This window comes from Achromobacter sp. SIMBA_011, from assembly GCF_046535435.1.
GTDB classification, from domain to species: domain Bacteria; phylum Pseudomonadota; class Gammaproteobacteria; order Burkholderiales; family Burkholderiaceae_B; genus Achromobacter; species Achromobacter dolens.
Map to the genome: position 1 here is coordinate 474,821 of NZ_JAWRWN010000003.1, position 22,752 is coordinate 497,572.

The following is a 22,752-nucleotide window of genomic DNA, read 5'->3' on the forward strand; positions in this document are numbered from 1 at the left end:
CTCAGCCCCTGCCCCATGCCAGCCCTGCGCGCGTCCTGGTTTCCGTCGCCCCTGTCCCGTCCGGCCATCCTGACGACCGCCTGCCTGCTGGCGCTTGCCGCCCTCCCCGCCGCCCAGGCGCAGACGGCGCGCAAGCCGTCGCCGTACGAAAACAACGTCATCGAGCCCTTCAGGGCCCCCCGGCCGCTGACCCCCGAGGAGATTGCGGCGCGCAAGGCCGAGGACGCGCGCCGCGGCGGTCCCGCCTTCATGGCGCGCATCGACGACGAAGCCGCGTTCCGCCAGTTGGCGCGCGTCTACAACGCCGGCACGCCGCTGGAAATCCCGCACGTGCTGTTCGTGATCGACCGCCAGCGCGGCAATCGCATCCATTACCTGGACACGCCGCGCTACGGGCTGCACGAGACCTTCGCGCGCGAGCGCCGCCTGCTGCACGGCAAGGACAAGGCCGCGCTGACCGCGCAATACAAGGATCCGAACCGCCGCCTGCTGTTCGGCACCCTCAGCTGGCAGCGCGACCTGCCCGGCTACACCTATGAATTCTGGGAAGGCGACCGCCTCACCCCCGAACTGCTGAAGCTGGCCGACGAGGTGGTCGCCAAGAGCTTTTATGCCCCGGTCCGCTTCAAGACCAACTCGACGCTGCACGAACAGGCCGCCGCTACCGCCGGCCTGACCTTTGTGACCCAGGAAGCGCTGCTGCGCGAACAGGCGTTTCTGCCGCTGAACCCCGGCAGCGCGCAGGGCCGGCTACGCATCGTCGCCTCGGTCGAGGCCACGCCCGACCTCAAGCGCGACGACATCGTGGTGTTGGACGAAGTGCCGATCGCCATCCCGCCCGTGGCCGGCCTGATCACGCAGCGCCCGTCCACGCTGCTGTCGCACGTCAACCTGCTGGCCAAGGGCTGGGGCATTCCCAACGCCTACGTGCGCGACGCCACCACCGCACTGCGCCAGTACGACGGCCAGTGGGTCACGCTGACTGTCAGCGGCAACGACTACCAGGTGCGGCCCAGCGACAAGCCCGCCAACCAACCGCCGGCCACGCCGCCCAAGCCGCGCGCGCAACTGCCCAAGCCGGACCTGACGGTGCAGGCGCTCAAGCCGCTCGATGCCCTGGCGGTGCGCGACAGCCGCCATTGCGGCGTCAAGGCCGCCAACCTGGGCGCGCTCCGCTCCGCATTGCCGCCGGCCGCCAGCGTGCCGGACGGCTTCTGCATCCCGTTCGCGCAATACGCCGCCTTCATGAAGCGGCTGAACGTGGCGCAACGGGTGGCGGCGCTGGAACAGCGCGCCGACTTCGTGGCCGACGCCGAAGTCCGGCGCAAGGAACTGGCGGCCCTGCGCCAGGACATCATGCAGGCCGCCGTCGACCCGACGCAGGCCGAATCCTGGCGGGCGCTGTGGCAATCGCGCCTGAAGGGCGCGGGCGTGTTCGTGCGCAGCTCGTCCAATTCCGAGGACCTGCCCGGCTTCAGCGGCGCCGGTCTGTACACCACCGTGCCCAACGTCACCCAGCCTGACGCGCTGGCCAAGGCGGTGCAGACCGTGTGGGCCTCGGTCTACAACTTCGACGCCTACGAGGCGCGGCGCGCGGCGGGCATCCCCCAGGACGCGGTGGTGATGGCCGTGCTGGTGCAATTGGCGGCGCCGTCCGACAGCTCCGGCGTCATGATCACGCGCGATCCGTTCGACGCCAGCCGCCGCTACGTGACCTACATCTCGGCCAAGCGCGGCCTGGGCATCAAGGTGGTGGAAGGCAAGCGCCAGGCCGAGCAGGTGATGTATTCGAGCTGGTCCAAGGCGGTGCAGGTGCTGAGCCGCTCGGCCGAGGACACGCAGTTGGTGGCCGACGCCGGCGGCGGCGTGCGCGAAGTGCCGATCGCGGCGGACGCGCGCCAGGTGCTGAACGACGCGCTGGTGGCGCGGCTGGCCGCCGTGGGCCGGCAGGTCAAGCAGCGCCTGGGCCAGATCGACCAGGACATCGAATGGGCGGTGGTCGGCGACAGGATCATCATCCTGCAGGCGCGGCCCTACATCGACGCGCGCCGCTAGCGAGCACGCACGCGGGCGTTCCAGGCCTGTTGCCTTGAACGCGTCCGCGCCGCGTGTCCTGCGCGCATCACGGGCAACCCATGCCGTCCGGCAAACGGGCCCGCACAGGAAAAAGCCGCGGCGGCGGGCAGGATGCCCACCACCACGGCTCCGGATACGCCGCGACAGCTTCTAGATGTGCAGCGCGTGCCCCAGCGCCTTGAGCGCGGCTTCCTGCACCGCTTCGCCCAGGGTCGGATGGGCATGGATCGTGCCCGCCACGTCCTCCAGCGTCGCGCCCATTTCGAGCGACTGGCCGAACGCCGTCGACAGTTCCGACACGCCCCGCCCCACCGCCTGCCAGCCCACGATCAGGTGGTTGTCGCGACGGGCCACCACCCGCACGAAACCGTCGGTGGACTCCAGCGTCATGGCGCGGCCGTTGGCGGCGAACGGGAACGAGGCCGCCAGGCAATCCAGCCCGGCCGCTTCGGCCTCGGCCGGCGACAGGCCGGCCACCACGACTTCGGGATCGGTGAAGCACACCGCCGGGATCGCGGCCGGCTGGAAGTGGCGGCGCTTGCCCGCCACCAGCTCAGCCACCATCTCGCCCTGCGCCATGGCGCGGTGCGCCAGCATCGGCTCGCCGGCGAGGTCGCCAATGGCCCAGACGTCGCGCATGGAGGTGCGGCACTGGTCGTCGATGCGCAGTGCGTTGCCCTTGCGGTCAAGCTGCAGATTTTCCAGGCCCCAGCCCTGCGTGCGCGGACGCCGGCCGACGGCGATCAGCACCCGGTCGGCCGGCAGCGCGGTCTCGGCGCCGCTGGCATCCTGGATCCGCACCGCCGTGCCTGCGCCATTCAGCCCCAGCACCTTGCGGCCCAGGTGCAGCTCGACGCCCAGCCTGGCCAGCGCGGCGGCGACGGGCTTGGTGAGTTCCGCGTCGTAGGTCGGCAGGATGCGGTCCTGCGCCTCCACCACGGCCACCTCGGCGCCGAGCTTGCGGTACACGGTGCCCAGCTCCAGGCCGATGTAGCCGCCGCCCACCACCACCAGCTTCTTCGGGATGTCGGCCGGCGACAGCGCCTCGGTCGAGGACACCACCATGCCGCCGAACGGCACCGACGGCAGCGGCGTCGGCTCGGAGCCGGCCGCCAGCAGCAGGTGCTCGCACTGGATGCGCTGGCGGCTGCCGTCGGCGCCCTCGACCTCGACGGTCTTGCCGTCCAGCAGGCTGGCCCAGCCCTGCACCACCTGCACGCCGTTCTTCTTGAGCAGCGCGCCGACGCCGCCGGTCAGCTTGCCGACGATGCCGTCCTTCCAGGCCACGGTGCGGCCAATGTCGATGGCGGGCGCCGACACCGAGATGCCCAGCGCCGACTGGCCGGCGTAATGCCGCGCCTTGTCGAATTCCTCGGCCGCGTGGATCAGCGCCTTGGACGGAATGCAGCCAATGTTCAGGCAGGTGCCGCCCAGCCGGTCGCCCTCGACCAGGATGGTGGGCACGCCCAGTTGCCCGGCGCGGATCGCGGCCACATAGCCGCCAGGCCCGCCGCCGATCACCAGCAGGGTTGTCGTCTTGGTAGTCTGGCTCATGCTTACTCCACGAAAAGCAGCGCGGGTTGTTCCAGCAGCGCGCGCACGGCCTGGATGAAGCGGGCCGCGTCCATGCCGTCGACCACGCGGTGGTCGAACGAGGACGACAGGTTCATCAGCTTGCGCGCCACCACGGCGCCATTGCGGAAGGCGGGCCGCTCGACGATGCGGTTCACGCCCACGATGCCGACCTCGGGATGGTTGATGACCGGCGTGGTGACGATGCCGCCCAGCGGCCCCAGGCTGGTGATGGTGATGGTCGAGCCGGACAGCTCGTCGCGTCCGGCGCTGCCGGCGCGCACCGCCTGCGCCAGCCGGCCGATCTCGGCCGCCATCGACCACAGGTCGCGGGTTTCGGCGTGGCGCATCACCGGCACCATCAGGCCGCCGTCGCTCTGCGTGGCGATGCCGATGTGCACGGCGCCATAGCGCGTCACCTGGCCGGCCTCGTCGTCGTAGCGGGCGTTGATCTGCGGGAAGTCGCGCAGCGCGATCACCATGGCGCGCGCCAGCAGCGGCAGCAGCGTCAGCTTGCCGCGCGACTCGCCGAACTTCGCGTTCAGGCTGACGCGCAGGTCTTCGAGCTCGGTGACGTCGATTTCCTCCACGTAGCTGAAATGCGGAATGCGGCGCTTGGACTCGGCCATCTTCTGCGCGATCTTGCGGCGCAGGCCGATCACCGGCACCTGCTCTTCGTCGTTGCGCTCGGCGTAGGCCGGGCCGCGCGCGGTCGTGGCCGCGCCCTGCCCTTGCAGGTAGGCGTCCAGGTCCTCGTGCATGACGCGGCCGGCCGGGCCGCTGCCGTGCACGTAGCGCAGCTCGATGCCCAGGTCCCAGGCGCGCTTGCGCACCGCCGGCGAGGCCAGCGGCTTTTCGCCGGGTTGGCGGGCCGCGGCGGGCGCCTGGCGCGCGGCGGCCGGACGGCTGGACGGCGCTTGCGGCGCGGCGGCGGACGATTGCAGCGACGCGGCGATCTGGCCGGCAACGCCGCCGGCCGGGGCCTTGTCGGCCTTGGCCGGCGCCGGTGCGGCGGCCGGCGCGCTCGCCGCCGGAGCCGGCGCGGCCGCGGCCTGCGGTTTCTGCGCCGCCGCCTCGCCCTTGACGTTACCCTCGCCTTCCACTTCCAGGCGGATCAGTTCGCCGCCCACGGCCATGACCTGGCCGACTTCGCCGCCCAGCGCGACCACGCGGCCGACCACGGGCGACGGGATCTCGACCGTGGCCTTGTCGGTCATGACGTCGGCCAGCGGCTGGTCCTCGGCGACCGTGTCGCCCACCTTGACGTGCCAGCCCACCAGTTCGACCTCGGCAATGCCTTCGCCGATGTCGGGCATCTTGATGACATGAATCCCCATCTCACACCTCCATCGCGCGCTTGAACGCTTCGCCGACCCGGCGCGGGCCGGGGAAATACGCCCATTCCTGCGCGTGCGGATAGGGAGTGTCCCAACCGGTCACGCGCTCGACGGGCGCTTCGAGGTGATGGAAGCAGTGTTCTTGCACCAGCGCGATCAGTTCGGCGCCGAAGCCGCAGGTGCGCGTGGCTTCGTGCACCACGACGCAGCGGCCGGTCTTCCTGACCGAGTTGACGATAGTCTCCAGGTCCAGCGGCCACAGGCTGCGCAGGTCGATGACCTCGGCATCGATGCCGGTTTCCTCGGCCGCGGTCAGCGACACGTGCACGGTGGTGCCGTAGGTCAGCACCGTCAGCGCGTTGCCCGGCCGCACGATCGCGGCGGTGTCCAGCGGCACGGTGTAGTAGCCGGTCGGCACCACGCTGCCCGGGCGTCCGGTCCACGGCGTCACGGGACGGTCGTGGTGGCCGTCGAACGGGCCGTTGTACAGGCGCTTGGGTTCCAGGAAGATGACCGGATCGTCGTTTTCGATGGACGCGATCAGCAGGCCCTTGGCGTCGTAGGGGTTGGACGGCATCACCGTGCGCAGCCCGCAGACCTGGGTGAACATGGCCTCGGGGCTCTGGCTGTGCGTCTGGCCGCCGTAGATGCCGCCGCCGCAGGGCATGCGGATGGTCATGGGCGCGATGAATTCGCCCACCGAGCGGTAGCGCAGGCGCGCCGCTTCCGACACGATCTGGTCGGAAGCAGGATAGAAATAGTCGGCGAACTGGATCTCGCACACCGGCCGCAGGCCGTAGGCGCCCATGCCCACCGCCACGCCGACGATGCCGCCTTCGGAGATCGGCGTGTCGAACACGCGCGAGCTGCCGTATTTGGCCTGCAGGCCCTCGGTGCAGCGGAACACGCCGCCGAAATAGCCCACGTCCTGGCCGAACACCACCACGTTGCCGTCACGCTCCAGCATCACATCCATGGCCGAGCGCAAAGCCTGGATCATGGTCATCGGCGCGGACGCCGGACCAACATTGTTATCGATAGCCATGACTCACACTCCGAGCTGCTGACGTTGCCGGCGCAGGTGCTCCGGCATGTCCTTGTAGACGTCTTCAAAGATGCTGGCGGCGCTGGGGACGTGGCCGTCCACCAGGGTGCCGTAGCTTTCCGCTTCCTTCTGCGCCGCCTGGATCTCGGCGTCGAGCTCGGCGCGCACCGCGTCGTGCTCGGCGTCGGACCAGATGCCACGCAGGATCAGGTGCTTCTTGAAGCGCTCGATCGGGTCGCCCAGCGGGAAGTGGCTCCAGTCGTCGCCGGGACGGTACTTGGAGGGATCGTCGGAGGTGGAGTGCGGGCCCGCGCGGTAGGTCACCCATTCGATCAGGGTGGGGCCGAGGTTGCGGCGGGCGCGTTCGGCGGCCCAGCGCGAGGCGGCGTAGACCGCCAGGAAATCGTTGCCGTCCACCCGCAGCGAGGCGATGCCGCAGCCGACGCCGCGGCCGGCGAAGGTGGCGCCCTCGCCCCCGGCGATGGCCTGGAAGGTCGAGATGGCCCACTGGTTGTTGACCACGTTCAGGATCACCGGCGCGCGGTACACGTGGGCGAAGGTCAGCGCGGTGTGGAAGTCCGCCTCGGCGGTGGCGCCGTCGCCGATCCAGCCCGACGCGATGCGGGTGTCGCCCTTGATGGCCGAGGCCATGCCCCAGCCCACCGCCTGGATGAACTGCGTGGCCAGGTTGCCCGAGATGGTGAAGAAGCCGTTCTCGCGGTCGGAATACATGACCGGCAACTGGCGCCCCTTGAGCGGATCGCGCTCGTTGGACATGAGCTGGCACATCATGGTCACCAGCGACACGTCGCGCGCCAGCAGGATGCTCTGCTGGCGGTAGGTCGGGAAACACATGTCGCCCTGTTCCAGCGCCAGCGCGTGGGCCGAGCCGATGGCCTCTTCGCCCAGGCTCTGCATGTAGAAGGAGATCTTCTTCTTGCGCTGGGCGGTCAGCATGCGGCCATCGAAGATGCGCGTCTTGAGCATGGTGCGCATGCCTCGGCGCAACAGCTCGTCGCTGATCTCCGGCGCCCACGGGCCGACGGCGCGGCCGTCGTCGTCGATGACCCGCACCAGGCTGTAGGCCAGGCTGCCGGTGTCGATCGCGGCGACATCAATGGGGGGTTTGGGCACCTCGCCGGGCGGCGACAGGCGCAGGTAGGAAAAGTCGGTCTTGCAACCCGGACGCCCGGTGGGCTCGGGGACGTGCAACTTCAGCGGCCCGTATTGGCTCATGAATTGTCTCCACGCTTGATCGTGTCATGCGCATTCTTCTTACCAAGACACTGCCCGGGGGGGTGACCTCGGACATTGCCATCGTCGGCCTGTGCAAAGGGATGAACATGCACGGCCGGGAGCCAGAGTAGCACAGGGCGCGGCCCCGAGACAGGGGCCGCGCCGGGCGTGGCTCGCCGCGCGCGGCGGCGCCAATCACCGCGCGAGACGGAGGATTGCAGACCCCTTTCCGCCCGGTATGGCCCGCGGTGGGGCGCCGTGCCGACAGCGCTGCCCCAAGGCCTGGGAGGGCGGAGACGCCGAAGCCATCTTCCCCAAAACGAGGACGGGTTGAACGGCACAGAATGTCAGACGCTTACCCATCTAGCCCAATTGCAGCGGGCTGCCTCGAGCGTGAGCAGACGATGGGGGATGCCGCCACGCCGGTCACGCGCACCGGCTCCGGCAGGGTTGACCTCTATACTCGCCGCTTCCGATTCCCCTGGAAACCGACGTGCCTCGATTGACTGCCTCGAAAGGGTTCAGCTGGACCGGCATCGTGTTTGCCGCGCTTTACCTCGCCATCGTCATCCTCTGCATCGCCGGCGCACTGTCCGCCGACGGCGACGACAAGGGCCGCTTCGTGCTGCTGCAATTGCCATTGGCCTTGCAGCTTGCGCTGCTGCACGAACTGAACCTGGACCGGCTGCTCGGTGAGCTGTCCTGGGTCGGCGGCTACCTGCTGATCGGGCTGCCGACGCTGGCCCTCTTCTATGCCGTGGGCTGGGGCCTGGAGAAACTCGTGCGCGCGGCCTTCCGGCCCATCGCGTCGCAACGGTAAGCGACGCACGCAAAAAAACCGGCCAGCAGCCGGTTTTTTTGCGCCACGACGCGCCTCAGACCGGACCGGTCCACTCGGTGACGAACTCGCGGTAGTCCGGACGGTTGGCCGGCGGCACCGCGCACGCCGGCGTGCCGATCGCGAGGAAGCCGAGGAAGCGGTAGTCGAGCGAATCCAGGCCCAGCGCCGCCTGCACGTCTTCGACGTAGGTGCCGATGCCGGTGCTCCAGAACGCGCCATAGCCCAGCATGTGGGCGGCGTTCAGGATGTTCATGGTGGCGCAGCCGGTTGCCAGCAGTTGCTCGGCCTCGGGGATCTTGGTGTTGTCGTGGGCGATCTTCTGCGCCACGGCGACGAATAGCGGCACGCCGGCCATCCACTCGCGCACCGACTTTTCCTTTTCCGGCGTCATGCGCGGATCGCCGCTGCGCTTGACGGCTTCCAGCGCCACGTCGGCCAGCTTGCCGATGGACTCGCCCTGGATCACCACGAAGCGCCACGGGCGCAGCGCGCCGTGGTCGGGGGCCGACATGGCGGCCTGCAGGATCTGTTCAAGCTCGGCGGGTTTGGGCGCCGGACCCCGCAGGAACTTCACGGAACGGCGCGAGGTGATGGCATGCAGGGGCGTGGCGGTGGCGGTCTGGGTCATGGAGTCAGGCACAGGTAACAGGATTCTGGCGGTTTCCCAAATGGGAAAGAGAAGGGTTCTCATATTACGCCATGGCCGCGCGGGGGACGGCTATCCCCCTGCCCGGCGCATGGCGACTGGCGGATTCAACCGAGGTGGGTATGGCGTTCCTGGCGTTCCTCGACCTGCATTTCCGACAGGCCGTGCAGGATGCCGCAGTCTTCCGCGTCGGGCCGCGCCGACAGGCAGCGCTGGCGCAGATCGGTCAATTGCGTCTTCAACTGGGTCAGCTCGGCGATGCGCTCGTCCACGTGGGAGATGTGCTCATCGAACAGTTCATTAATGGGGCCACATCCTGCCTGGTGATTGTCGGCCAGCGACAGGATGGCGCGGATCTCGTCCTGCGTCATGTCCAGCGCGCGGCAGTTGCGGATCAGCCGCAGGCGCTCCAGGTGGGGCTGGCCGTAGCTGCGGTAGTTGTTCAGTCCCCGTTCCGGGGCGGGCAGCAGCCCTTCCTTTTCGTAATACCTGACGGTTTCGACCGTGGTGCCGGCCGCCGTGGCCAATTCGCCGATACGCATCATGCCTCCCGGACGCATCCGATGGATTAAAGGGGGTTGACCCTATAGTAACTCCAAGGTGTGGAATACGGTCAATGGCTTACGAAAAGGCAACGCGAATGTCTTGCGCAACGAACAAACATACCGATCCCACCGCTTCCGGACGACCGGACGCCTGCTGCGGCGCCAAGACCCCGGCTGCGTCCGGCGGGCATGACCACGCCGGCGCATGCTGCGGCCCCGCGCAAGGCAAGGCCGCCTCGGCCGCCGGCCATCGCCACGAAGGCGCCGGCCATGATCACGATCACGGCCACGATCACGATCACAATCACAGCCACGACCACGACCGCGATCACGGCCATGCCCATGCGCGGACGCATGACCACGGCGCCTCGGCCTGCTGCGGCCACGATGCCGGCAACATCCAGATGTCCGCCGGCGGCGCGGCCGTGCTGCAGGCCGGCCCGGGCCAGTTGCTGGCGCGCCTGCGCATCGGCCAGATGGACTGCCCGACCGAGGAAACGCTGATCCGCAAGAAGCTCGACAGCGTCGACGGCGTGCACGCGCTGGACTTCAACCTGATGCAGCGCATCCTGACGGTGGTGCACGCCGAGGGCGCGCTGGACCGCATCACCGCGGCCATCAAGTCGCTGGGGATGACGCCCGAACCGCTGGCCGACGACGCGCCGCGCACGCCGGCCCCGGCCGCCGCGCGCGTGAACTGGTGGGCCATCGGCGGCGCCGGCGTGCTTGCCGCGCTGTCCGAAGCCTCGCACTTCGCCGGCATGCACTGGGGCGTCACCGCCGCGCTGGCGGTCGCCGCCATCCTGGCCTGCGGCATCAGCACCTACCGCAAGGGCTGGATCGCCGTGCGCAATGGCAACCTGAACATCAACGCGCTCATGAGCATCGCCGTCACCGGCGCGGTGCTGATCGGCCAGTGGCCGGAAGCGGCCATGGTGATGTTCCTGTTCAATGTGGCTGAACTGATCGAGGCCCGTTCGCTCGACCGCGCCCGCAACGCCATCCGCGGCCTGCTGGACCTGGCGCCCGAAACCGCCACCGTGCGCCAGGCCGACGGCGGCTGGCAATCGGTGCCGGCGGCGCAACTGCAGATCGACGACGTGGTGCGGGTGCGACCGGGCGAACGCATCGCCGCCGACGGCCTCATCGTCAGCGGCCGCTCGGCGGTGGACCAGTCCCCCATCACGGGCGAAAGCCTGCCGGTGGAAAAGGCCGAGGGCGATCAGGTGTATGCGGCCACCGTCAACGCGGCCGGCTCGTTCGACTACCGCGTCACCGCGGCGGCGGGCAACACCACGCTGGCGCGCATCATCCATGCGGTCGAACAGGCCCAGGGCGCGCGCGCGCCGACCCAGCGCTTCATCGACCGTTTCTCGCGCATCTACACGCCTGCCGTGGTGGGCGTGGCGGTGCTGGTGGCGGTGCTGCCGCCGCTGCTGTGGGCGCAGCCCTGGTTCGACGCGATCTATCGCGCCCTGGCGCTGCTGATCATCGCCTGCCCCTGCGCCCTGGTGATCTCCACGCCGGTCAGCATCGTCAGCGGCCTGACGGCGGCCTCGCGCCGCGGCATCCTGGTCAAGGGCGGCGTGTACCTGGAGGAAGGCCGCAACCTGAAGTGGCTGGCGCTGGACAAGACCGGCACGCTGACCCATGGCAAGCCGGTGCAGACCGACCTGCAGGACTGGGACGTCTCCGACCTGACGCGCCAACCCGCGGCGCGGATTGCCGCCAGCCTGGCGGCGCGCTCGGACCACCCGGTGTCGCTGGCCGTGGCCAACGCCGCGCGCGACGCCGGCCAGGCCCTGCTGGACGTGGACGACTTCACCGCCCTGCCCGGCCGTGGCGTCAGCGGCAAGGTGGACGGCGTGCTGTTCCAGTTGGGCAACCGCCGCCTGATGCGCGAGCTGGGCGTGTCGGACGAAAAACTGGAAGCCCGTTTCGACGAACTGGAACAGCAGGGCAAGAGCGCCATCGCGCTCAGCGATGGCCAGCGCGTGCTGGCGCTGGCGGCGGTGGCCGACACGGTCAAGCCCACCAGCGCGGCCGCCATCGCCGACCTGCACGCGCTGGGCGTGCGCACCCTGATGCTGACGGGCGACAACACGCCCACGGCGCAAGCCATCGCGCGCCAGGTCGGCATCGACGAAGCGCGCGGCGATCAACTGCCGGAAGACAAGCTGGCCGCCATCGAAAGCAAGCTGGCGCCCGCCGGCAAGGTCGGCATGGTCGGCGACGGCATCAACGACGCCCCGGCCCTGGCCCGCGCCGATATCGGCTTCGCCATGGGCGCGGCCGGCACCGGCACCGCCATCGAAACGGCCGACGTGGCGCTGATGGACGACGACCTGCGCAAGATCGGCACCTTCCTGCGCCTGTCGCGCGCCACCCACCGCGTGCTGGTGCAGAACATCGCGCTGGCGCTCGGCATCAAGGTGGTGTTCCTGGCGCTGGCGATGACCGGCAACGCCACGCTGTGGATGGCGGTGTTCGCCGACGTCGGCGCCAGCCTGCTGGTGGTGGCCAACGGCTTGCGGCTGCTGCGGGCCGCGCCGGCGGCGAACTGAAACCCACGGGTCCGGCATGAGCAGGGCCGACAGCGGCACTACGTATTAACGACTGCAGCGCAATGAACCAGACGTTATCTGACTTCTTGAACAGAGCTTACTGCGACCCAAGTACTTATGAAGTGAAGCCGCGGCTCGCCGCACCTCTGACTGAACCTCCAAGCCGCGCCCCCCCACCAAGACAGGGATGCCTAACCTGGACCAGTTTTGGCCAGCAGTCGCTCACGCTCCCGCAATGCAGCCTTTACAGCCCCGAACTCCACCTCGGATAGGCGCTTATTCCATAAGGCCTTTTCTGCGTGGTAGAGGGAGCCCTGTGGCACACGACGTAATGTGATGCTGCCACTCCTATCGATGACTAGAAGACCCGAATCGAAAAGGCTATGGAGGTCAGCACGCAATAGCATTGCGTTTTGTTCACCGGCCACACCACCAGAGCTATGGTCGACGATGTGCGCAACTTCGAGAACGTCCGGGCAGGATTCGTTCGAAACGGCACAACGATTCCGAGTGCTGTCCTTAAGTAAACGCTTACGAAGAGCCGCCTGCCCAGGACGCAAAAGTACCTCCATTTGAGCTCGACTCAGCTTCTGGTACAGCGATGTCTCAAAGAATCTGACTTTTCCAGTTATCTGTTTGTGGTTACCTTCGGGAGTGAACACGGCAGATGCCCTTGACAACCCGGCATCGATAGTCAGTAGGGTCACACCCCACTCATAGGTAGGATCTTTCGCCAGAACCTTATTTCGAAGATATGTGGAGTCATACTGCAGCGAGATTTCCCATCCCTCGACATTCCGTTCGATGTCAATGCAACGCACGTCATAAGAGGCTTCCCACTCAAGCGTCTTCGACCGTTCAATCGTTTGAATTTCAGTACGTGTGCTTAGTGATGCCAAGTTAAGAGGAATGTGTTCGATAGTATTTGCCCACTCAACAGACAAGAGCACATCTGTACGGCGGAGCATGACTCTAGGAATGTACTTAGACAATCGCAATCTCTTATCAGCTATTTGTAAAAGGGCGTCATCGAAGTATTCGTGCCACTCGTGCTCCAACACGAGCGCCTCAAGTGTGAGTTGAGGATGATTGTTAGTCACCAAAGTACCGTAGCCATCCGTCGGGTCCGGCTTACCTAGCAGCCGAGCGGTGGCGTTATACGCCCCGTCGACTTCGATATCCCCTAGAAGTTTGGACGGTGTGTACCCGAAGCTTTTCGCTTTGGCTAGCTCAGCCAACAGGAAACTCTTGAATTGCGCCTCGACTTTCATCGGCATCTTCATGCGTGTTTTCCATACTGTTAAAACGTCAACTGGATTTCCACCAGCACTACAGAAATGTACGCCAGTAGTTCTACGCCCTGCCCGCCCGAGCGAGCGAGATGGCCCGGGGGCACGGACACCGCCGATTCGCTGCCAAAACCCGTGTCCATCACCTTAATTTCGCCAGATCGCCCGAGGAGCCCTCGCGTGAAAACTTCTGCGAGCTGTCGGCTATTGTGATGGCAGGCCATGCAGGCTGCGCGCCCGGACCTCGACAGCGCTGGAGGAAGCCGAAACCCAACTCCTGGACTAGTCACGAAAAAAAAAGGACAGCCTCGCCGGGAATCACCGGATATAGACTGAGACGCCTTACTTCCCACTCGAGAGCATGCTGGAGTTATTCAATTGCCAGCAACTGGTGGCGGTGATCCTCAACTGTCAGAAAATATCCATCTTTTTCGCGACATCGGGCGCAATCCGTTCAATCGGTCGCGTTTTGGGAAAACGCCACGAACGACGCATCGTAGCGGAGGGGCCATCATGCCCCTCAAGCCCGTACATGACGCGCCCGTCAGCCCGTCTGTTCTTCCTGCGGCCAGTCGCGCAGCACCGGCGCATCCGGCGCTCCCGGGCCGACTTCGCGCAGGTGATCGTGCTGCAGCAGCGCCATGCGGTAGGCGTCGCGGTAGGCGCCGTTGGAAAAGAACTCTTCCTTGAGCAGCCCTTCGATCTGGAAGCCGCAGCGCTCGTAGATGTGCACGGCGGCGCGGTTGTCCTTGTCCACCACCAGGTAGACCTTGTGCAGGTTCAGCACGCGGAAGGCGTAGCCCACCGCGATGCGGGTGGCGGCCTTGGCGTAGCCGCGGCCCTGGTAGCTGGGCGCGATGATGATCTGGAATTCGGCGCGGCGGTGGATGTAGTCGATTTCCACCAGTTCCACCAGGCCGGCCGGCTGACCGGTGTCGTGCTCGATGATGAAGCGCCGCTCGTTCTGGTCATGCAAGTGGCGGTCATAGAGGGCGACCAGTTCGTCGTAGGCCTCGTAGGGCTCTTCGAACCAATAACGCATGATGACGTCGTTATTGTTGATCTTGTGCACGAAGTGCAGGTCGCCGCGCTCCAGGGGGCGTATTTTGATATCGGATATTACCGACATAGAAACCTCCGAAAGTGCTGCCATTGTAGCTGACACCACCCCGAAAAGCCCATTACATGGCGATTTCACTAGAAGAATGGCTTGTTTATTGACCTACAGCAGAAAAATGGCTGAAAAAGCGCATGAATACTGGAACTTTCAATATTCACGCGCCGCCATCCGTAACGAAATCCACCCGCAGCCCGGGCCGGGCATTGCCCCCCTGCCCTTGGCACACATGCCGCCATTACGGCGCCGCGAATGCCGGCAGGCGCTGTTCGATGCGACGCACCACCTCGTTGGCGGCCGATGACAGCGGCCGCCCCAGACGCAGCAGCATCTGGCACTCCGGCGCGCTGAGGATCGGATGCGCGATCGGCAGCGCCACCAGTTCGCCGCTGGCCAATTCGTGGTGCACGCCCAGGTTCGGCATCAGCGTCACCCCGGCGCCGCTGATCGCGTACTGCTTGAGCACGCGCAGCGAATTGGTGGTCAGGCTGGGCGTCAGGTGGATGCGTTCCGTGAATTCCAGCAGGTCGACCGCCTGGCGCAAGCCATACGGCGCGGACATCAGCGCGAATGGATACGGCAGGATGTCGGCGATGGTTAGCGGCGCGCGGCGCCGCGCCAGCGCATGGCCGGGCACCGCCAGCAGGCAGACCGGATGCTTGCGGCTGGCGCGGCAGCGCAGCCGCGGATCGACCGGCGGGTTGTAGGCCAGGCCGATGTGCGCGGCATCCGTGGCCACCGCCTCGACCACCTCGTTGACCGAGCCGACGTTGACGCTGACGTTGATGCGCGGGTGTTCGATGCAGAACGGCCCCACCACGTGCTCCATCAGACTGTCGATGAAGCCCTCGCTGATCATCAGATGGACGTTGCCGCGCCGCATGCCGCGCAGTTCCTGCAGGCGCGTGTTCAGGTGTTCCTGCTGGGCGCGACAGGCGCGGTGGTATTCCAGCAGCATGTCGGCGGCCTCGGTCGGCGTCAGTCCGCGCGCGCGGCGCTCGAACAGCGCCACACCCAGTTCCTTTTCCAGCAACTGGATCTGGCGACTGATGACCGAGGGCGCGGTGCCGAGCTTGTCGGCCGCGCCGCGGATCGAGCCACAGGCCACGACCTCGTTGAAGTACTTCAGCCGCGTCTGGCTGATTTCCGCCATGGTTTCCCCTTCTGTTTTCCGTTGCTCTGAAGGCAACGACAATTTATCACCCAGGTCATTGTTTCGAACACAGTGTGCTCGCAATATGGACGCCGCGCGGACCCGCCCGGGCCCCGCCGCCATCCCACCCACCGCGGCGGGCGCAGACCCGCCCGCGAGGAGACACGCAATGCCCCATCAGGCCACGCCAGGCGCCGATCCGCGCCTGGGTCCGCTATACCGCAAGATCACCTGGCGGCTGCTGCCGTTCCTGCTGCTCTGTTATGTGTTCGCCTACCTGGACCGCATCAACATCGGCTTCGCCAAGCTGCAGATGCAGCAGGACATCGGCATCTCGGACGCCGTCTACGGCCTGGGCGCGGGCATCTTCTTTCTCGGCTACGTGATGTTCGAGGTGCCCAGCAACCTGCTGCTGACGCGCATCGGCGCGCGCCGCACCATCAGCCGCATCATGGTGCTGTGGGGCCTGACTTCGGCCTCGATGCTGTTCGTGCAGGGCGAATGGAGCTTCTACGTCCTGCGCTTCATGCTGGGCGTGTTCGAGGCCGGCTTCGCCCCCGGCATGATCTTCTACCTGACCTACTGGTACTCGCAATCGCGCATGGCCGGCGTCATGGCGGTGGTGATGCTGGCCGGCCCGATCGGCGGCATCGTCGGCGGCCCGGTCTCGGCCTGGATCATGACGGCCTTCTCCGGTGCCCACGGCCTGGACGGCTGGCAATGGATGTTCCTGCTCGAAGGCCTGCCCTGTGTGCTGCTGGGCGTCATCGCCTTCCGCTACCTGGACGACAAGCCGGCCGAGGCGCGCTGGCTCAGCGTCGAGGAGAAGGCGCTGCTGGCCGCCGACCTGGACAGCCGCGGCGCGCACAAGAAGCACGCCTTCGCCCAGGTACTGCGCGACCCGGCCATCTACGGCATGGCGCTGACCTACTTCTGTCTGATCTGCGGCATCTACGCCGTCAGCTTCTGGCTGCCGACGCTGCTCAAGCTGGCCGGGGTGCAGGACACCATGCAGATCGGCCTGTACTCGGCGATCCCGTACGTGGCCGCGGCGGTCTTCATGCTGGGGTTCGCGCGCAGTTCCGACCGCCTGCGCGAACGCCGCTGGCACACGCTGGTGCCGGCGCTGCTGGCCGGCGTGGCGCTGTGCATCGCCACCGCGGCGCCGACGCAATTCGCGCTATCCCTGACGGCCATCACGCTGGCCACCGGCTTCATGTGGGCCGCCTACACGGTATTCTGGGCGATTCCGTCGCAGTACCTGCAAGGGGAAGCCGCGGCGGGCGGCATCGCGCTGATCAACAGCATCGGCCTGCTGGGCGGCTTTCTCAGCCCGTCCATCATCGGCTGGGTCAAGGAATCCACCGGCAGCCTGGCTGGCGGCCTGTACGCGATCTCCGCCCTGCTGGTGGCCGGCGCCCTGCTGCTGCTGGTGAACCGTCCTCCCCAATCCGCGCCCGCGCGCGCCTGACGCTCAAAGGAATCGATCATGCACATTCTGGTGGCTGGCTTCCAGCACGAGACCAATACCTTCGCGCCGTCCAAGGCGGCCTATGAGAACTTCGTGCGCGGCGAGGGCTTTCCCGCCATGGTGCGCGGCGAGGACATGCTGGCGCTGCGCGAGGTCAACATCCCCGCCGGCGGCTTCATCAACGCCGCGCTGGCGCAGGGCCACACCGTGCGCACGGTGATCTGGGCCGGCGCCAGCCCGTCGGCCCACGTCACCCGCGACGCCTACGAACGCATCGCCGGCGAGATCGTCGAGGCGGCGCGCGCCGGCGGCTTCGACGCCATCTACCTGGACCTGCACGGCGCCATGGTGGCCGAACACCTGGACGACGGCGAAGGCGAACTGCTGGCGCGGGTGCGCGCGCTGGTCGGCCCCGGCGTGCCGGTGGTCGGCAGCCTGGACCTGCACGCCAACGTCACCGTGCGGATGCTGCGCGAGGCCGACGGCCTGGCCGCGTTCCGCACCTACCCGCACGTGGACATGGCGGTGACCGGCGAGCACGCCGCGCGCCTGCTGGCCGCGCGCGTCGCGGCCGGCGACAAGTGGGTGCGCGCCGAACGCCGGCTGCCGTTCCTGATCCCCATCAACGGCATGTGCACGATGCTGCAGCCGTCACAGGGCGTGTACGAAGAACTCGAACGCCTGGAGCGGACGCCGGGCGTGGCCTCGATCTCGTTCGCGCCGGGCTTTCCCGCGGCCGACTTTCCCGAATGCGGCCCGGTGGTGTGGGCCTACGGCACCGACGCCGACGCGGTCGAACGCGTGACCGAGGCGCTGTACCAGCGCGTGCTGGAACTGGAACCGCAATGGTCGCCCGACTTCCTGGCGCCGGCCGACGCCGTCAAGCGGGCCCAGGCGCTGGCGGCGGGCGCGTCGCGCCCCGTGGTCATCGCCGACACCCAGGACAATCCGGGCGCGGGTGGCGACGCCAACACCACCGGCATGCTGCGCGCGCTGGTCGAGGCCGACGCGCAGAACGCCGCGCTGGGCCTGTTCTACGATCCCGAGGCCGTGCGCCAGGCGACCGCCGCCGGCATCGGCAGCAAGGTGAAGCTGCGCCTGGGCGGCCAGTCCGGCGTGGCCGGCGACGCGCCGTTCGAGGGCGAATTCGTGGTCGAGACGCTGTCGCCGGGCAAACTGCGCTTCGATGGCCCGATGATGAACGGCATGGACGTGGACCTGGAGGCGGTGGCCGGGCTGCGCCTGGGCGGCGTGCGCGTGGTGGTCAGCGCCACCAAGTCGCAGATGCTGGACCGCAACCTGTTCCGCGTCGGCGGCGTGCAGCCCGAGGAGATGGCGATCCTGGTGGTGAAAAGCTCGGTGCACTTCCGCGCCGACTTCCAGCCCATCGCGCATGAGGTGTTGGTGGCCAAGGCCCCGGGCCCGATGCAGGCCGATCCCGCCGACCTGCCCTGGACCCGGCTGCAACCGGGCATCCGCATCAAGCCGATGGGGCCGGCATTCGCGGCTTGAATTCGCGGCCTGGTCTTGAACGGAACGCGGATGGAACGCGGACGGCCGCGTCCTACTTGAGCTTGCCCTGCGGGCTGACGAAATCTTCCAGCGTCAGCCCTTTTTCCTTGAGAATGGCTTCCAGCAGCGGCTGCAGCTTGCCCAGGCTGTCCTGGACCGTCTCGCGCACGGTGTCCACCACCACCTGGGTGCTGCGCTCGATCTCGATGTTGACGTGGTCGCCCACCTGTTTGTCCTCGAACACCGTCATGCGGCGGGTCTCGGGGATCAGCCAGACTTCGAACCAGCCTTCGGCGCGGTTGACCTCGGACACGGTCAGGCTGGCGCCGTTGATGGCGATGTAGCCCTTGGCGAACACGTACTTGCGGAAGGCCTCGGGGATGCTGAAGCGCATCAGGCGGTTGGTGTCCGAGGACTTCACCATCACCACTTCCGAGGTGAAATCGACGTGGCCGGAGAGCGGATGGCCGCCGATCTCGGCGCCATCCTTGGCGGCGCGCTCGACGTTGGCGCGGTCGCCTTCCTGGTAGCTGCCCAGCGTGGTGATGGCCAGGCTTTGCAGCATGACATCGAAGGTGGCCTGGTTGGCGTCGAGGATTTCGGTGACCGTCAGGCAGACGCCGTCGGTGGAGACGCTGGCGCCGACCGCCAGGTCCTTGCAGAAGCCGTCGGGAAACGCCAGCGTAAACGTGCGCAGGCCTTCGCGGTCCGCGATTTTCGCGATCTTCGCGGTGCCTTGGACAATACCGGTGAACATGCTGATCCTGGATACGGGGCGTGGCGCCCCTGGCAAAACATCAAAGGTAACCGATATTTTGCCACCGGGCGCCCGCCCCTGTCGGGGCGGCGCGCCCGGCCGCCGCCGGATCAGTGGCGGATGGCGATGGTCTTCAGGGTGGTGAAGCCGTACAGCGCCTCGAAGCCCTTTTCACGGCCGTACCCCGACTGGCGCGAACCGCCGAACGGCAGCTCGACGCCGCCGCCGGCGCCGTAGTTGTTGACGAACACCTGGCCGGCGCGCAGCTTGCGCGCCAGGCGCAACTGGCGGCCGCCGTCGCGGGTCCAGACGCCGGCCACCAGGCCGTAGAGCGTGCCGTTGGCGATTTCCAGCGCTTCCTCCTCGGTGTCGAACACCATGGCGGCCAGCACCGGGCCGAACACTTCTTCCTGCGCCAGCCGGCTCTTGGGCGGCACGTCGCGGAACAGCACCGGCGGCTGGTAGAAGCCGCTGTCGGGCGCGCCGTCCTTGAGCTTGCCGCGCGCGGCGACCTTCAGGCCCTCGGCTTCGGCCTCGGCCAGGAAGCCGCGCACGCGGTCGTGCTGGCGGGCGCTGATCAGCGGGCCGACGTCCAGGTCCTGCGCGGCCGGGCCGGTGACGGTGGCCGAGAACGCCTCGCCCAGGCGCGCCAGCACTTTCTCGTAGACGCCGCGCTGGATCAGCACGCGGCTGCCGGCCGAGCAGGTCTGGCCGGCGTTCTGGATGATGGCGGCCAGCAGCACCGGCATGGCGGCGTCCAGGTCGGCGTCATCGAACACGATCTGCGGCGACTTGCCGCCCAGTTCCAGCGTCACCGGCACGTGGTTCTCGGCGGCGGCGTGCGCCACCATCTTGCCGGTCTGCGGCGAGCCGGTGAACGAGATGTGGTCGATGCCCGGGTGCGCCGACAAGGCGGCGCCGGCCTCGTGGCCGTAGCCGGTGCAGATGTTCAGCGCGCCGGCTGGCAGGCCCACCTCGGCGGCGATCTCGGCCACCTTGAGCAGCGACAGGCAGGCGTCCTCGGCCGGCTTGACCACGCAGGCGTTGCCCGCGGCCAGCGCCGCGCCGACGCTGCGGCCGAAGATCTGCAGCGGATAGTTCCACGGCACGATGTGGCCGGTCACGCCATGCGCTTCGCGCACGGTCAGCACGGTAAAGCCCGGGGTATAGGGAATGGTCTCGCCGTGCAGCTTGTCGACCGCGCCGGCATAGAACTCGAAATAGCGCGCCACGGCGGCCGCGTCGGCGCGGGCCTGCTTGATCGGCTTGCCGGCGTCGGCCGATTCCAGTTGTGCCAGTTCTTCCTGGCGATCGAGCAAGGCGAAGGCGATGCGCATCAGCAGGCGGCTGCGGGCGGCCGGAGCCATCTGGCCCCACTCGCCCTCGAAGGCCGCGCGCGCGGCGATCACGGCGCGGTCCACATCCGCCTCGCCCGAGCGGGCGATGGCATCGAACGCCTTGCCATCGGAAGGGTTCAGCACGGGGATGGTTTCGCCGCTGGCGGCGGGCACCCATTGGTTGGCGATAAAGTTCTTCTGAGTCACGGTGTGCGGAGTAAAGTAGCGGCCGTTGGCCGATTGCGGAACGCGCGGATGCGGGGGTCTCCTGGCGCGGCCGGCGAAGCCGGATCGCGCCACCCGGGCGTCGGTGGCGCGCGGTGTGGTTATGGGGGTGCTGCGGATCCATCCAAGGTAAGGGAGCGCCCCACAATTTGTCAATTGAATTGACAGCTTTCGCCCCACGCTTCAGGATATTTTTCGTCCAACTCGGGTTATCCCTAGGATTTCAAAACCATAAGGCGTTCGTCCCACGGCGGGACGCCTGGTCAGATTTGTCATGACACCGAACAAACCCGGCGCCCGCGCCATGGGAGCAAGTCAATGAGCAAAGTGCGCGATCCGCAGCTGGACAAGCTGCTCACCGCGGCCAGCCGGCCGCGGCCGGAACTCGAGGTCCTGGCCGAAGTGGCCTCGGGCCTGGGCTACGTGCGCGCCGAACGCTTCGCCGAACGGGTCTACGAAAGCCTGTTCTACGCCATCGCCACGGGCAAGATCGCGCCGGGCGCCAAGCTGCCGACCGAACTGGAACTGGCCGCGCTGTTCGAGGTATCGCGGCCGGTGGTGCGCCAGGCGCTGGACCGCCTGCGGGAAGACCAGTTGGTCGAGTCGGTGCGCGGCTCGGGCAGCTACGTGCGCGCCAAGCCCGACCTGATGGGCGGCATGCCCGCCGTCGACCCGGCGCGCCGCGTCGGCCACATCCTGGAAGGGCTGGAATTGCGCATGGTGATCGAACCGGAATGCGCCTACCTGGCCGCGTTGCGCCGCACCGACGACGACCTGCTGGAAATGGACCGCATGCTGGCCGGCTACGAAGCCGCCGACGCCGCCGGCGCCATCGCCCACCATCACGACTATGGCTTTCACCGCGCGATCGCGGCGGCCACCGGCAACCAGCGCTTCGTCCAGGTGCTCAAATCACTGGAGTACGACGTCAGCCACGCCGTCAACATGATGCGCCACCTGGTCCACAGCGAACCCTGGAAGCGCACCCGCGCCGCCATCGACGAACACCGCCAGATCTACCGCCTGATCCGCGAACAGGACGCCGAGGGCGCCCGCAACATCATGCGCGCGCATATCGAAAAAGCCCGCAGCCGCATGCTCAACAGCGGCTCGGAACATTGAGGCGGCGCCGGCGCTGCCCCGCCCGCGCGGCGGCTCATGCGGTCCGTCCGGCGCCACCGCATTTTTCCTGACCCGATTCACTGCCTGATTTCCGCCTGATTCCCACCATGCCCAGCCTTCCCCTCCCCCTGGACCAGCAACTCGTCATCGTCACCGGCGCCAGCCGCGGCCTGGGCGCGGCCATTGCCCGCGCCTTTCTGCGAGAAGGCGCGCGGGTGGTCATCAATTATCTGAACAGCGACGCCGCGGCGCGCGAACTGGCCGCCACCGCCCCGGACCGCGCGCTGGCCGTGCAGGCCGATGTGCGCGATGGCGAGGCCGTCGCCGCCATGGTGGCGCGCGCCAGCGAACATTTCGGCCGGCCGGTCGGCACCGTGGTCAACAACGCCCTGCCCGCCTTCCAGTTCGACGGCGACGCCCGCCCCCACGCCGACACGCTCGACTGGGCGCGCATGAACGCGCAACTGGAAGGCAGCGTGCGCGCCGCCCTGAACACCACCCAGGCCGTGCTGCCGTCGATGCGCGCCGCCGGCGGCGGCCGAATCATCAACGTCGGCACCAACCTGGTCCAGAACCCGGTGGTGCCGTACCACGACTACACCGCGGCCAAGGCCGCTCTGCTGGCGTTCACGCGCACGCTGTCGCACGAGTTGGGCGCGGACGGCATCACCGTCAACATGGTGTCCGGCGGGCTGCTGCGCACCACCGACGCCTCGGCCGCCACGCCGGCGGCGGTGTTCGACCTGATCGCCGCCAGCACGCCGCTGCGCGAAGTGACCACGCCCGAACAGTTCGCCGACGCGGTGCTGTTTTTCGCCAGCCCGTGGTCGCGCGCGGTGACCGGGCAGAATTTGATTGTGGACGGGGGGCTGGTCAAGGGGTGATGCGGCCGCGTCGCGTCGACGAA

At 67.7% G+C, this 22,752-nt stretch carries 18 protein-coding genes; 7 read left to right on the forward strand and 11 right to left on the reverse strand.

Annotated features, from left to right (window positions below; translation table 11 throughout):
* Positions 1-15: 15 nt before the first annotated feature.
* Positions 16-2,055 (forward strand): PEP/pyruvate-binding domain-containing protein, encoded by a 2,040-nt coding sequence (locus SB816_RS15265; RefSeq protein ID WP_410547237.1) that lies wholly within the window; start codon positions 16-18, stop codon positions 2,053-2,055.
* Between the two features lie 171 nt (positions 2,056-2,226).
* On the opposite strand, the gene lpdA is transcribed toward SB816_RS15265, so the two are convergent.
* From lpdA to SB816_RS15285, 4 genes are read right to left on the reverse strand one after another with little or no spacing between them, the layout of a single operon-like run.
* Positions 2,227-3,630 carry a dihydrolipoyl dehydrogenase gene (gene lpdA, locus SB816_RS15270; protein ID WP_054508127.1) on the reverse strand — a complete coding sequence of 468 codons (1,404 nt, stop codon included), beginning with the start codon at positions 3,628-3,630 and terminating at the stop codon, positions 2,227-2,229.
* 2 nt (positions 3,631-3,632) lie between these two features.
* A complete protein-coding gene (locus SB816_RS15275) occupies positions 3,633-4,985 on the reverse strand; it encodes a dihydrolipoamide acetyltransferase family protein (protein WP_410547238.1) in 1,353 nt (450 codons plus the stop codon).
* 1 nt (position 4,986) lies between these two features.
* Positions 4,987-6,030, reverse strand: coding sequence for an alpha-ketoacid dehydrogenase subunit beta (locus SB816_RS15280; RefSeq protein ID WP_054415994.1), 1,044 nt, complete (start codon positions 6,028-6,030; stop codon positions 4,987-4,989).
* A 3-nt stretch (positions 6,031-6,033) separates the two neighbouring features.
* Entirely contained in the window at positions 6,034-7,266 is a 1,233-nt protein-coding gene (locus SB816_RS15285) for a 3-methyl-2-oxobutanoate dehydrogenase (2-methylpropanoyl-transferring) subunit alpha (RefSeq protein WP_026382699.1), read from the reverse strand.
* Positions 7,267-7,759: 493 nt separating this feature from the next.
* Here SB816_RS15285 and SB816_RS15290 point away from each other — a divergent pair, with 493 nt between their 5' ends.
* A complete protein-coding gene (locus SB816_RS15290; protein ID WP_054504110.1) occupies positions 7,760-8,086 on the forward strand; it encodes a hypothetical protein in 327 nt (108 codons plus the stop codon).
* Between the two features lie 55 nt (positions 8,087-8,141).
* Here SB816_RS15290 and SB816_RS15295 read toward each other — a convergent pair whose 3' ends face one another.
* Positions 8,142-8,735 (reverse strand): nitroreductase, encoded by a 594-nt coding sequence (locus SB816_RS15295; protein ID WP_064523713.1) that lies wholly within the window; start codon positions 8,733-8,735, stop codon positions 8,142-8,144.
* A gap of 125 nt (positions 8,736-8,860) precedes the next feature.
* Complete coding sequence (cadR, locus tag SB816_RS15300; protein ID WP_006386392.1) at positions 8,861-9,295, reverse strand: Cd(II)/Pb(II)-responsive transcriptional regulator; 435 nt, start codon at positions 9,293-9,295, stop codon at positions 8,861-8,863.
* 98 nt (positions 9,296-9,393) lie between these two features.
* Here cadR and SB816_RS15305 point away from each other — a divergent pair, with 98 nt between their 5' ends.
* Complete coding sequence (locus tag SB816_RS15305; protein WP_175188925.1) at positions 9,394-11,862, forward strand: heavy metal translocating P-type ATPase; 2,469 nt, start codon at positions 9,394-9,396, stop codon at positions 11,860-11,862.
* A 191-nt stretch (positions 11,863-12,053) separates the two neighbouring features.
* Here SB816_RS15305 and SB816_RS15310 read toward each other — a convergent pair whose 3' ends face one another.
* From SB816_RS15310 to SB816_RS15320, 3 genes are all read right to left on the reverse strand, one after another.
* Entirely contained in the window at positions 12,054-13,145 is a 1,092-nt protein-coding gene (locus tag SB816_RS15310; protein WP_410547239.1) for an HNH endonuclease, read from the reverse strand.
* A gap of 550 nt (positions 13,146-13,695) precedes the next feature.
* Entirely contained in the window at positions 13,696-14,280 is a 585-nt protein-coding gene (speG, locus tag SB816_RS15315; protein ID WP_049074529.1) for a spermidine N1-acetyltransferase, read from the reverse strand.
* A gap of 226 nt (positions 14,281-14,506) precedes the next feature.
* On the reverse strand, positions 14,507-15,421 hold the full coding sequence (locus tag SB816_RS15320) for a LysR family transcriptional regulator (protein ID WP_144655087.1): 915 nt from the start codon (positions 15,419-15,421) through the stop codon (positions 14,507-14,509).
* Positions 15,422-15,590: 169 nt separating this feature from the next.
* Between SB816_RS15320 and SB816_RS15325 the strand changes: the two genes are divergently transcribed.
* Both SB816_RS15325 and SB816_RS15330 read left to right on the forward strand, forming a co-directional pair.
* Positions 15,591-16,892, forward strand: coding sequence for an MFS transporter (locus SB816_RS15325; protein ID WP_054504106.1), 1,302 nt, complete (start codon positions 15,591-15,593; stop codon positions 16,890-16,892).
* Between the two features lie 18 nt (positions 16,893-16,910).
* Entirely contained in the window at positions 16,911-18,404 is a 1,494-nt protein-coding gene (locus SB816_RS15330; RefSeq protein WP_410547240.1) for a M81 family metallopeptidase, read from the forward strand.
* 52 nt (positions 18,405-18,456) lie between these two features.
* Here SB816_RS15330 and SB816_RS15335 read toward each other — a convergent pair whose 3' ends face one another.
* Together SB816_RS15335 and SB816_RS15340 are read right to left on the reverse strand one after the other, a co-directional pair.
* Positions 18,457-19,161, reverse strand: coding sequence for a riboflavin synthase subunit alpha (locus SB816_RS15335; protein WP_410547241.1), 705 nt, complete (start codon positions 19,159-19,161; stop codon positions 18,457-18,459).
* A 110-nt stretch (positions 19,162-19,271) separates the two neighbouring features.
* On the reverse strand, positions 19,272-20,705 hold the full coding sequence (locus SB816_RS15340; protein ID WP_410547242.1) for an aldehyde dehydrogenase family protein: 1,434 nt from the start codon (positions 20,703-20,705) through the stop codon (positions 19,272-19,274).
* 336 nt (positions 20,706-21,041) lie between these two features.
* On the opposite strand from SB816_RS15340, the gene SB816_RS15345 reads away from it, so the two are divergent.
* Both SB816_RS15345 and SB816_RS15350 read left to right on the forward strand, forming a co-directional pair.
* Positions 21,042-21,845, forward strand: a complete 804-nt coding sequence (locus SB816_RS15345; RefSeq protein ID WP_064523704.1) for a FadR/GntR family transcriptional regulator — start codon at positions 21,042-21,044, stop codon at positions 21,843-21,845.
* Between the two features lie 107 nt (positions 21,846-21,952).
* Positions 21,953-22,729: a 3-oxoacyl-ACP reductase gene (locus tag SB816_RS15350; RefSeq protein WP_064523701.1), complete on the forward strand. Its 777-nt coding sequence runs from the start codon at positions 21,953-21,955 to the stop codon at positions 22,727-22,729.
* The last annotated feature ends 23 nt before the right edge of the window (positions 22,730-22,752 follow it).